We start from the raw sequence: 10,199 nt of genomic DNA, 5'->3' as shown, positions 1-10,199 counted from the left end.
GCTGGAATGTGTATATGACGAAATCGTCAATGCAGGTTACCCGCAACCCGCGATCGTTCCTATGGATTTAAAAGGCGCCACCAAGCAAAATTATCGCGACCTAGCTGCCACCATAGAATCGCAATTTGGTTGCTTAGACGGTTTATTGAATAATGCGGGTATTTTAGGCTCATTAGGGCCACTGGAGCATTTTTGTTCCTCTACCTTTGAAAACATTATGAAAGTCAATGTCACTGCGCAAGCGATGATCACTAAAGCGTTGTTTCCGGTAATGCGTAAGTCGGCCAATGCCTCTATCGTTTTCACCTCTTCTGGAGTAGGCCGCAAAGGGCGCGAGTTTTGGGGCCCTTATGCTATTTCTAAGTTTGCTGTAGAAGGTATGATGCAAACCTGGGCATGTGAAGTGGGTAAAACCAATATTCGTATCAACTGCATAAACCCCGGCGCAACGCGTACCTCTATGCGTGCTAGCGCATTTCCAGGTGAAGACCGCGACAAACTCGCAACGCCTGAAGAGTTAATGCCAACCTATTTATATTTAATGAGTGATGACTCTGTAGGGGTTAATGGCGAGTCTTTAGACGCACAAGTAAAGTAATACTTGTGGTTATAAATTAAAAAAAGCCGCAACATGCGGCTTTTTTAATATTTAGCTACTTACGTTTTGTTGTTTTAACGCGCTGATTATGCTTTTTAACCGCTTTACGTATTTGGTTTATTTTGGCACGTTTGTCTTTACGCTTTTCTGGCATAACAGACAACTTAGTTTGTGTTTCGCGGCCTAACTTCACGGTTTTGCGTAAATAGTTTACCGTGTCTAAGTCGTACTCAATCCAGCCACCTTGTGGTACACGTTTATCAAGCTCTAATTTACCGTAGCGAATGCGGATCAGGCGCGACACTTCCACATCTTGCGATTGCCATAAACGGCGCACTTCACGATTGCGGCCTTCGTTTAACGTTACATTAAACCAGCGGTTAATGCCTTCACCGCCCATTGGCTTCACCGATAAGAACTTAGCGGGGCCATCTTCAAGTTCAACACCACGCAGTAAGTTTTTAACTGTTTCATTGGTTACTTCACCAAATACACGCGCTGAATACTCACGTTCAACTTCATAGCTTGGGTGCATTAATCGATTTGCCAGCTCACCGTCATTGGTAAACAGCATTAAACCCGCGGTATTTATGTCTAAGCGGCCCACGGCTATCCAGCGTTCGCCATCAATACGTGGTAAACGATCGAACACGGTACGACGACCTTCTGGATCTTTACGAGTACTTAACTCGCCTTCGGGTTTGTTATACATAATTACGCGACAAATACGGTCGGCTTTCTCTTCAATTTTTACCGTATGGCCGTCAACACGAATTAAATCGGTTTCTTCCACACGGTCGCCCAATTTAGCTACTTTGCCGTTAACACTGACACGGTTGGCATCAATGTACTTTTCCATTTCACGACGCGAGCCTACCCCGGCACGGGCTAGGACTTTTTGTAACTTTTCACCTTGTATACTCATTCGGATGGTTCTCTCACAGAAGGATCACTTAATAACTGGTTTATTTTACTTTGCTGCTGCGCTGGCAATGCAGGTAAGTGTTCTAACCCAGTTATCGAAAAATAATCTAAAAATTGTTTTGTAGTGGCATACAGCGCCGGTTTTCCCGGCACATCTTTGTGCCCTACCACTTTAACCCACTCTCGTTCGAGCAGCGTTTTAATAATCGTTGACCCCGTAGTGACACCGCGCACTTGTTCTATTTCGGCGCGTGTAATTGGTTGTCTGTAGGCAATAAGTGATAGCGTTTCCAGTAACGCACGCGAATACTTTGGTGCACGCTCTGGCCATAAATTGCTTAACCATGGGCTTAAACTACTACAGGCTTGAAAGCGATAACCGCTACCAACTTCCACTAAACGGATACCACGGGTTTGGTAGTGTGTTTGTATTGCTGCTATGGCATCGTTTATGCGCGCCATCGAAATAGCGAGATCAGCGAGTACCACGTCTTTGAGATGGCGCTTACTGAGCGCTTTATCTGCGACAAAAATCGCCGCTTCAATGATTTCAATTAATTGCTCATCACTAATTCGCCGACCTACCATAAACACTCAAAAACAAATAAAAACACACAGCCATCTATTATGACAGAATAGCGGCAAAGTAGGAAAATATATTCAGTAAATTCGTTTATTTCAGGCAATAAAAAAGTCAGTGATCATCACAGGCTGAATCCTCGAGTTTAAAATCTGCCAGCCATGCGCTATTTGCTAGCAGCGCATCTGCCGCGACTCAGCACGCTATGTTTTGATATCACGGTGCAATTCTTTTTCCTGACCCGCTTATCTGTGTTGCTATTCATATAGCCAAAATAATTTGTCATTTTTGCATAAAAAAGCTCGGCCAGTGCCGAGCTCTTGCTGTAATTAAGTTTTATTACCGGTTAAATCGCCATATTTTGGTAACGTTTAACAAACTCTGTGACGTTTTGACCGTTACATTTAAGTGAATTTAAGTTACCAATTTTTTCTCTCACTGGGGCTAAGCCTTGCTTTAATGCCGTAATACACAGCTGTGTTTCTTGCTGGCTATCTTTGGCAAACACTTCAACTTTAGGCTGCGCAGACGGTTTAGCGACTTGTTGCTTAGCGATATCGCGAATATCTTCACCGTTACACAAAATACTTTGTGAAAAACGCGATAAAAATATCCCCTGTTGTGCCGCTACTTTACGCGCCGCTGAAAACCCTTCATTTGCGCTGATTGCGCATAATTTAGATTCTATTTTTTTATCTTTACTAAAATACGTACTATTTTGTGCCGCCACGCTTGTTGACGCTAAAAGTACTGCCGCTAATGTAAGTTGTAATTTCATGCGATAAAATTCCTAAGTGAGAGAGCTAACCAATAATTTCGCGCATTATATAAGCAGAATTACACATATCAACCGAATTTTTTATTTAGTTTATTTATTAATAATGCATTTACAATGTTTAAACCTTAAACAGCATTTGATCAACATTTGAACAGTTTTTATATTGTTTCAGTCATGTTATGTACGCACTTTTACTGATACAATTTAGAACACTCAATAGTCGCAATTTTAAGGTACATTTTATGAAGGTGATTTCTTTCAATATCAATGGTCTGCGCGCCCGCCTGCATCAATTACAAGCAATTATCGATAAACATCAACCAGACATTATTGGCTTGCAAGAAATTAAAGTTCATGACGAAGCGTTTCCACTCGATGATGTTGAGAAAATGGGCTATCACGTTTATTTTCATGGGCAAAAAGCGCATTACGGTGTGGCAATGTTATGCAAAAAAGAGCCGATTGCGGTGTTTAAAGGCTTTGCCACTGATACCGATGAATCACAAAAACGCATGATCAGTGTCACGGTAGCGCAAGACAACGGCCGTGAGCTCACCGTGATGAATGGCTATTTTCCACAGGGTGATAACATTAATCACGAAACTAAATTCCCTTATAAGCGCCAGTTTTATAAAGACTTAATGACGCACCTTGATAGCAACCATAGCCCAGATCAAGACGTAATAGTGATGGGCGATATTAATATTTCACCCACCGATTTAGACATAGGCATCGGCGAGGTCAACGCCAAACGTTGGTTAAAAACGGGTAAGTGCTCATTTCAACCCGTAGAGCGTGAATGGTTAGCTACGCTACTAAATTGGGGCTTTAAAGATACCTTTAGAGAGCTGCATCCAAGCATAGACGATCAATACTCATGGTTTGACTATCGCTCAAAAGGCTTTGTTGATAACCGCGGGCTGCGTATTGATGTGGTGTTAGCAACCCATGCACTCGCTGCACGTTGTATTGACGCCGGTATTGATTACGAACTCCGTGGCATTGACAAACCGTCTGATCATGCGCCGATTTGGTCAGAATTTAACTAATCGATTATGTTGAGTATCACAACACAAGGGCTATTATGGCTGCTGGTGTTTATTAGCTATTTAGTGAGTGTAAAAAAAACCGTTTATCACGCACTCTATATAACGCCTGCGCGGCAGGTAGGAGTACTTGCCTGTGCGTTGCTGTTTGCTATGTTATGGCAGATAAAAGCAGGTGTGTTAATAGGGCTGGAGCTGCATTTATTAGGGGTAACCGCCGTTACCCTAATACTGGGCTGGCGGTTAGCTATGTTAAGCAGTGTACTGGCCGCTTTACTTCTGGCGTTATTTGGCCAAATTAGCAGCGAGCTTTTACCTCTACAGCTTATAATTGGCGCCTTTGTGCCTATTTTATTTAGTTACCTCGCTTTTATAATCAGCTATCAGTACTTACCACGGCATTTTTTTGTTTATATTTTTGTCTGTGCATTTTTAACCGCCGCATTGGCTGCGTGTTTAAAAATAGTCTTAGGCGCGTTATTTTATTTCGCCATCGGCCAATACGATTGGCAACAATTGGTAGATAACTACCTTTATATAAGTGTTATCATTAGTTTTCCTGAAGCAATGCTAAACGGCATGGCAATAACAGTGCTGATCACTTATCGCCCACATTGGGTAAAAACGTTTTACGATAAGGACTACCTAGGCTCATGAGTCTTCATTACATCTGCCCACTATGCAGCACCCCACTAGTGAACAGCCATAACACCTTACGGTGTGCAAACAATCACAGCTTTGATTTTGCAAAAGAGGGTTACGTTAATTTATTGCCTGTACAACAAAAAAACTCAAAGCAACCGGGTGACTCACTCGCCATGGTACAAGCAAGACGCGCCTTTTTAGAGCGTGGCTTCTATGCTTTTTTACAAACAGAGCTGGGTAATATTGTTGGTAAACTCAATGTTGACAACATTATAGACTTAGGGTGTGGCGAAGGGTTTTACACTCAAGCATTGGCTAGCAATACTCATGCGCAGGTGTATGGCGTTGATATCTCTAAATCAGCCGTTAAATATGCCGCCAAGCGCTACCCGCACTGTCATTTTAGTGTTGCTTCAATTAGCCAAGCGCCGTTTAACAGCCAGTTTGCCGATGTGTTAGTCAGCGTGTTTGCACCGCTCTTTTCACACGAGCTTGCGCGACTCGCTAAACCCGGTGCAACACTGATTGTAGCCAGCCCTGGTCCTTGGCATTTAAAAGAGCTAAAGAGTTATATTTACGCTACGGTCAACGCGCACACGCCAGTAACAGCGCCCGCAGAATTTGTGCAATCATCACAAACACTGCTCACTAAGCAGCTGACTCTTAATTTTGATGATGTAAAAAACTTAATTATGATGACGCCATTTGCGTGGAAGTTTAGGCCCGAGCATTGGGCAGCATTAGAAGCGCAAGGTGAGCATGATGTCACCTTATCGTTTTATGTAACCCAGTATACTAAAACTGCTGTTGCGTGAACGCTTTGTCCATTTTGTTGAACATATCGTTCAGTAACTCAGCAAGCTCCGCATAGCGGGGCTTTTTTTCAGTGAGTGGTATTTGATAGCCATTAGCCAGCATTTTTGTATATAACTCGTTGTACCAACGCTGCATTGGTGGCGCTAATGGCGTTTGCGAGCGTTTACCTAACCACAATAAACCTTGTAATGGTAAAGAAATGAAAAATAGTGCACTGGCTATTGCTTGCGGTAAAAAGTCTGGGCCAAGGTAGTTCAGCTGAAAAAATAGCGTCAGCATAGCTAAAATGGGCATCACAGTGATCGCCAATTCTGTGGCTTTAATGACCTTAAACTCAACAAATAATGGCGCGAGCTCTTTGCGCATTGGCCATTTTTTTGCGTATTGGCGCCCTACTTGTAATTGTGATATCACACTTTTTTGCATCATGACTCCTTATCAAGCACACGAAAATTAACCCGTAATGATTTACTCAGTGTAACACAAATTGATTTATATGGAATTTCCCCCGTTTTAACTGACAAAGCGTGTGTTTGCTGTGCATCGACAACCAGCATTTCGCTGGTTAAGGAGCTGCTACGGCGACTTGCTGGGCTATGCCCTTTTTCTAATCTAATTATATTTATCCTATATATCAGTGAGTTAACTTGTTTATACGCCTTAACCCCCACAGTTATCCACAGAAAATGTGGACAACCTCCACAGCGCTCAGCAGTTAATATCAAGATACTGAGTTAGTTATTATTTCGGCTTTAATTTAATACTAATAATCTATACTATACGCTTATCGATATGGCTGTTTCGTGGGCGATTAATGTCAAAACAAACATTACAACTACACAGTACTGTGTTTTCTATACACAGTTTAGCTGTTGATGCTGATATTCCTGCTGAGTTGCTAAAGTTACCGCTGTTTTTTATTTCCAAAACACACGATGAACTGTCAATTGTTTGCCCAAGTAATTTTAACATTGCAAGTTTAGATAGCGAGCCAGATTGGCAGGCGCTTGAAGTAGTGGGTCCACTGGGCTTTTCGTTAACTGGCATTATGGCTAATATTTCAGGCGTGTTAGCCAAAGCCAATGTCTCTATATTTGCAATTTCTACCTACGATACCGATTTTATATTAGTAAAAAAACACACCGCCACACTCGCTATTTCCGCTTTAAAAAAAGACGGTTATAACGTGTTAGTAGATTAAACAATGAAACCGCAAACTGTCGATTATTTGCCACTCAATCACATTCCCTCGCAGGGGATTAAAATTACCAGCCCGTTTTCAGGCAAAGTGCTGCCACTTGCACAGCATCCCGAGGCATTTTTTCGTTTTGCCACCCTTGGCCCCGGCATTATGGTGCAGTTAAGCAGTCATAAAATAGTTGCCCCATTTAGCGGCACGTTATTGCAAGCAAAAAATGCCGGCACAGAATTTATTTTACAAGCCAACAATGGACTGAAAGTATTAATAAACTTAACGCTTCCAGCAACTCAAGCAATAACGCGTAGCCACATAGCGCAGCTAAATGGCAGTAAAATAGTTAAAGGCCAACGCCTTGCCTATTTTGATATGCGCGAACTTGAGCAGCCGCTGTTAGCGAGCTTAATATTATTAAATGGCCACCATTTAGGTGCTTTACACTTTTCACATTCGCAGGTAAATGCGGGTGTCGATACTCTATTAACTCTCATTATTAAGAAGTAGCTTTATGTTCACTCTCTATGGTATCAGTAACTGCGATACGATTAAAAAAGCCAAAAAGTATTTAACCGATCACAGCATTGCGTTTACTTTTCATGACTACCGCAAAGACGGTATAACGACCGATATGGTTAACGAGTTTGCCAGTCAGCTTGATTGGCAGCAACTGCTGAATAAACGCGGTACCACCTACCGTGCATTAACAGCAGAACAAAAACAGAACTTAACAAAAGACAGCGCCATTAGCTTGCTGGTAGAGCAACCTGCCATGGTCAAACGTCCGCTCCTAGTTGTAAATGGCCAATACCATTTAGGCTTTAAAGCAGCGCAATATGATGAGATTTTTAAACTATGAGTGACCCTGTCATTGCCCTTGCGCAAGCACTAATACAACGCGAGTCGGTCACCCCAGAGGATGCCGGCTGTCAAGCACTCATGAACGAGCGCCTTGCGGCGATTGGTTTCAATATTGAGTCATTGTTTTTTACCGACACCCTCAATACCTGGGCACGTAAAGGCACTGCATCACCGCATTTTTGTTTTGCCGGCCACACCGACGTGGTGCCTACCGGCCCGGCGCAAAACTGGCAGCATCCGCCGTTTTCTGGCCTCATCAAAGACGGCTTGTTACACGGACGCGGCGCCGCCGATATGAAAGGCTCACTGGCAGCAATGTTAGTTGCCACTGAGCGCTTTGTTAGTAAACACCCGGATCATAAAGGCTCTATTTCTTTTTTGATCACCTCCGATGAAGAAGGCCCATTTATTAATGGCACTACACGGGTGATAGATACCCTTGAGGCGCGCGGTGAAAAAATTGATATGTGCCTTGTGGGCGAGCCTTCTTCACGCGATATGTTAGGTGATGTGGTTAAAAATGGCCGCCGCGGCTCGCTTACGGGCTTTTTAACCGTTAAAGGGGTGCAAGGCCATGTAGCGTATCCACACTTAGCGCAAAATCCTATTCATTTAGCAACCCCCGCACTCACCGAACTGAGCGAGACTGAGTGGGATACGGGAAATGCGTTTTTTCCTGCCACCAGCTTTCAAATTTCCAACATTAATGGGGGCACCGGTGCCGGTAACGTGATCCCTGGTGAGCTTGAGGTCCAATTTAATTTTAGATTCAGTACTCAAGTTACCCATGAGCAATTACAACAGCGGGTCAATGCTATATTACAGCAGCATAATTTAAATTATGAATTGCGTTGGATTGTCAATGGCCTGCCCTTTATAACCGAGCATGGCCCGTTAGTTGACGCTACCGTCAATGCCATTAAGTCGGTGACCGGGCTGAATACTCAGCTTGAAACCACGGGCGGCACTTCAGATGGTCGCTTTATTGCGCAAACCGGCGCAAAAGTAATTGAGCTGGGGCCACGTAATGCCACTATTCATAAAGTCGATGAATGCGTCAGTAGCGATGACTTAATAGCGCTTGCCGCTATCTATGAGCAAATTTTAGAAAATTTATTAACCTAATGACTGCAAACTCACTCACCACATTGTGTATTACCGGACAAAGTAATACACATTTAACCCCTATTCAGCAGCATCAATTGCACAGCGACATTGTGGATGATTTTTTAGCGTTGCAACAGGGCGCTAACGCCGCAGGGTTTGAATTGACCATAGCCTCAAGCTTTCGTGATTTTTCGCGCCAAGCCTTGATCTGGAATAACAAGTTTAGTGGCGCTCGCGCGGTGTTCAATCAGCAGCAACAGCAGGTGGATTTAAGCTCGCTCAGCGCTATTGAGAAGTGTGTTGCGATTATGCTGTACTCGGCTCTTCCGGGGGCTAGTCGCCACCATTGGGGCACAGATTTAGATGTATTTGATAAAGCGGCTGTTGCTGATGATTACTCACTGCAACTGAGCCCCAATGAATACCAGCATGGTGGCCCATTTGCACCACTCAGTGAGTGGCTTGACGCCCACTTAACTGAGTTTGGTTTTTACCGCCCCTATAAAGCAGATTTAGGCGGCGTAGCGCCAGAGCTTTGGCACATCAGCCACATTAAGCAATCTCAATTACTCAGCAAGCTGCTCACTGAGCAGTTACTTTATGACTGTATTAGCCGTAGCGAACTACTTGGTAAAGACGCTATTTTGGCCAACTTACCGATGTTATATCAGCGCTTTGTCACCAATGTGAGCCCCCCTTAAGGCGTGGCTCACCTTACCTCATGCGCTTATTAAGCATTACGCTTTTTACTCAAGATAAACACCAACACTGCGCCCAAAATAACCGTACTTGCAACCAAAAAATCTAAGCTTATCGGCTCAGCTAACACTACCACACCGGCAATAGCTGCTAACACCGGCACACTCAGTTGCACAATGGCTGCCTGCGTGCTTTTTAACCGTGGCATCGCAAGGTACCACACGCTGTAACCTACCCCAGAAGCAAGTGCGCCAGATACACACGCTAATAACAAGCCTATCAGACTAACACTATTAATATGGCTCACCCCTATTAACAACAACACGGGTAGCGCCACTAGGCTTCTAATAAAATTAAAGGTCGTGGTACGTAGTGGCGATACACATGCCGTGCCGCGAATACTGTATATTCCCCACGCAATGCCACTGATTGCCATCAATGCCGCACCAAATAGCGAAGGCATTGTCGCAGAGGGCAAGATTAAATAGACAAACCCCGCAAATGCAACCACAAACGCTATCCATTGCACGGTACTTAGCCGCTCTTTATTATAAATACCCCAGCCTATCATGGTTAATTGTACCGCTGAAAATAAAATCAGCGCGCCACTGCCCGTGTCTAGCTCTAGGTAAGCAACAGAAAAACACAAAGCGTAAACCAGTAAGCTTATCCCACTGCGCCAACTGCCTGTTTCATTACTATACAGCGCTGTGTCTGCTGCATTGTGTTTAACTTTTGCATCATAAATAAGCACCATACCCGCTAAACACACCGCCGCACTGAGTAAGCGTAAAACAGTAAAGTTCCACGCATCAATATAGCCCCCCGCAAGCGCCATTCTGCATAATAACGAATTAGCAGCAAAGGCCACTAAAGCAATAACTGTGTACAGTGTGGTTTTCAAAAAAACTCCCTACCAGGCCATTATTAATTTAGATTTATCGTGCAAT

General features: G+C 43.7%; 14 protein-coding genes. 9 read left to right on the top strand and 5 right to left on the bottom strand.

What is annotated here, in order from left to right:
• Positions 1 to 598: YciK family oxidoreductase (locus ABYB02_RS10940; protein ID WP_372762491.1), on the top strand; the 598-nt coding region annotated here is incomplete at its 5' end.
• 55 nt (positions 599 to 653) lie between these two features.
• On the opposite strand, the gene rluB is transcribed toward ABYB02_RS10940, so the two are convergent.
• From rluB to ABYB02_RS10925, 3 genes are all read right to left on the bottom strand, one after another.
• A complete protein-coding gene (gene rluB, locus ABYB02_RS10935; protein WP_372762490.1) occupies positions 654 to 1,523 on the bottom strand; it encodes a 23S rRNA pseudouridine(2605) synthase RluB in 870 nt (289 codons plus the stop codon).
• On the bottom strand, positions 1,520 to 2,110 hold the full coding sequence (gene scpB / locus ABYB02_RS10930) for an SMC-Scp complex subunit ScpB (RefSeq protein ID WP_372762489.1): 591 nt from the start codon (positions 2,108 to 2,110) through the stop codon (positions 1,520 to 1,522). Before scpB ends, rluB begins: the two co-directional genes overlap by 4 nt.
• Before the next feature lie 338 nt (positions 2,111 to 2,448).
• Positions 2,449 to 2,880 carry an exonuclease III gene (locus tag ABYB02_RS10925; RefSeq protein WP_372762488.1) on the bottom strand — a complete coding sequence of 144 codons (432 nt, stop codon included), beginning with the start codon at positions 2,878 to 2,880 and terminating at the stop codon, positions 2,449 to 2,451.
• 242 nt (positions 2,881 to 3,122) lie between these two features.
• Between ABYB02_RS10925 and xthA the strand changes: the two genes are divergently transcribed.
• Genes xthA through ABYB02_RS10910 form a run of 3 tightly spaced genes read left to right on the top strand, consistent with a single transcriptional unit; the run spans position 3,123 to position 5,386 of the window.
• Positions 3,123 to 3,929: an exodeoxyribonuclease III gene (gene xthA / locus ABYB02_RS10920; RefSeq protein WP_372762487.1), complete on the top strand. Its 807-nt coding sequence runs from the start codon at positions 3,123 to 3,125 to the stop codon at positions 3,927 to 3,929.
• A gap of 6 nt (positions 3,930 to 3,935) precedes the next feature.
• Positions 3,936 to 4,583, top strand: a complete 648-nt coding sequence (locus ABYB02_RS10915) for an energy-coupling factor ABC transporter permease (RefSeq protein ID WP_372762486.1) — start codon at positions 3,936 to 3,938, stop codon at positions 4,581 to 4,583.
• Positions 4,580 to 5,386: a putative RNA methyltransferase gene (locus ABYB02_RS10910; protein ID WP_372762485.1), complete on the top strand. Its 807-nt coding sequence runs from the start codon at positions 4,580 to 4,582 to the stop codon at positions 5,384 to 5,386. Before ABYB02_RS10915 ends, ABYB02_RS10910 begins: the two co-directional genes overlap by 4 nt.
• Here the strand turns inward: ABYB02_RS10910 and yfbV are convergent.
• The gene (yfbV, locus tag ABYB02_RS10905) at positions 5,367 to 5,813 is read right to left on the bottom strand and encodes a terminus macrodomain insulation protein YfbV (RefSeq protein WP_372762492.1); all 447 of its coding nucleotides are present in this window, start codon (positions 5,811 to 5,813) and stop codon (positions 5,367 to 5,369) included. The two genes, ABYB02_RS10910 and yfbV, sit on opposite strands and share 20 nt — an antisense overlap.
• Positions 5,814 to 6,201: 388 nt before the next feature.
• Between yfbV and ABYB02_RS10900 the strand changes: the two genes are divergently transcribed.
• From ABYB02_RS10900 to ABYB02_RS10880, 5 genes are read left to right on the top strand one after another with little or no spacing between them, the layout of a single operon-like run.
• The gene (locus tag ABYB02_RS10900) at positions 6,202 to 6,588 is read left to right on the top strand and encodes an ACT domain-containing protein (protein WP_372762484.1); all 387 of its coding nucleotides are present in this window, start codon (positions 6,202 to 6,204) and stop codon (positions 6,586 to 6,588) included.
• A gap of 3 nt (positions 6,589 to 6,591) precedes the next feature.
• Positions 6,592 to 7,089, top strand: coding sequence for a PTS glucose transporter subunit IIA (locus tag ABYB02_RS10895; RefSeq protein WP_372762483.1), 498 nt, complete (start codon positions 6,592 to 6,594; stop codon positions 7,087 to 7,089).
• 4 nt (positions 7,090 to 7,093) lie between these two features.
• On the top strand, positions 7,094 to 7,441 hold the full coding sequence (locus ABYB02_RS10890) for an ArsC family reductase (RefSeq protein ID WP_372762482.1): 348 nt from the start codon (positions 7,094 to 7,096) through the stop codon (positions 7,439 to 7,441).
• Entirely contained in the window at positions 7,438 to 8,568 is a 1,131-nt protein-coding gene (dapE, locus tag ABYB02_RS10885; RefSeq protein WP_372762481.1) for a succinyl-diaminopimelate desuccinylase, read from the top strand. The genes ABYB02_RS10890 and dapE overlap by 4 nt, the downstream gene beginning before the upstream one ends.
• Entirely contained in the window at positions 8,568 to 9,251 is a 684-nt protein-coding gene (locus tag ABYB02_RS10880) for a M15 family metallopeptidase (RefSeq protein ID WP_372762480.1), read from the top strand. The genes dapE and ABYB02_RS10880 overlap by 1 nt, the downstream gene beginning before the upstream one ends.
• A gap of 29 nt (positions 9,252 to 9,280) precedes the next feature.
• Here the strand turns inward: ABYB02_RS10880 and ABYB02_RS10875 are convergent, their stop codons facing one another.
• Positions 9,281 to 10,153, bottom strand: coding sequence for a DMT family transporter (locus ABYB02_RS10875; RefSeq protein WP_372762479.1), 873 nt, complete (start codon positions 10,151 to 10,153; stop codon positions 9,281 to 9,283).
• Between the last annotated feature and the right edge of the window lie 46 nt (positions 10,154 to 10,199).

Source organism: Pseudoalteromonas sp. (genome assembly GCF_041613455.1).
GTDB lineage: Bacteria > Pseudomonadota > Gammaproteobacteria > Enterobacterales > Alteromonadaceae > Pseudoalteromonas.
This window is presented reverse-complemented; position numbering and strand designations above follow the sequence as displayed.

Bases quoted from the DNA above. Each gene is read 5' to 3' on its own strand.
- rluB (WP_372762490.1), bottom strand. From the start codon at position 1,523: ATGAGTATACAAGGTGAAAAGTTACAAAAAGTCCTAGCCCGTGCCGGG.
- scpB (WP_372762489.1), bottom strand. From the start codon at position 2,110: ATGGTAGGTCGGCGAATTAGTGATGAGCAATTAATTGAAATCATTGAA.
- ABYB02_RS10925 (WP_372762488.1), bottom strand. From the start codon at position 2,880: ATGAAATTACAACTTACATTAGCGGCAGTACTTTTAGCGTCAACAAGC.
- xthA (WP_372762487.1), top strand. From the start codon at position 3,123: ATGAAGGTGATTTCTTTCAATATCAATGGTCTGCGCGCCCGCCTGCAT.
- ABYB02_RS10915 (WP_372762486.1), top strand. From the start codon at position 3,936: ATGTTGAGTATCACAACACAAGGGCTATTATGGCTGCTGGTGTTTATT.
- ABYB02_RS10910 (WP_372762485.1), top strand. From the start codon at position 4,580: ATGAGTCTTCATTACATCTGCCCACTATGCAGCACCCCACTAGTGAAC.
- yfbV (WP_372762492.1), bottom strand. From the start codon at position 5,813: ATGCAAAAAAGTGTGATATCACAATTACAAGTAGGGCGCCAATACGCA.
- ABYB02_RS10900 (WP_372762484.1), top strand. From the start codon at position 6,202: ATGTCAAAACAAACATTACAACTACACAGTACTGTGTTTTCTATACAC.
- ABYB02_RS10895 (WP_372762483.1), top strand. From the start codon at position 6,592: ATGAAACCGCAAACTGTCGATTATTTGCCACTCAATCACATTCCCTCG.
- ABYB02_RS10890 (WP_372762482.1), top strand. From the start codon at position 7,094: ATGTTCACTCTCTATGGTATCAGTAACTGCGATACGATTAAAAAAGCC.
- dapE (WP_372762481.1), top strand. From the start codon at position 7,438: ATGAGTGACCCTGTCATTGCCCTTGCGCAAGCACTAATACAACGCGAG.
- ABYB02_RS10880 (WP_372762480.1), top strand. From the start codon at position 8,568: ATGACTGCAAACTCACTCACCACATTGTGTATTACCGGACAAAGTAAT.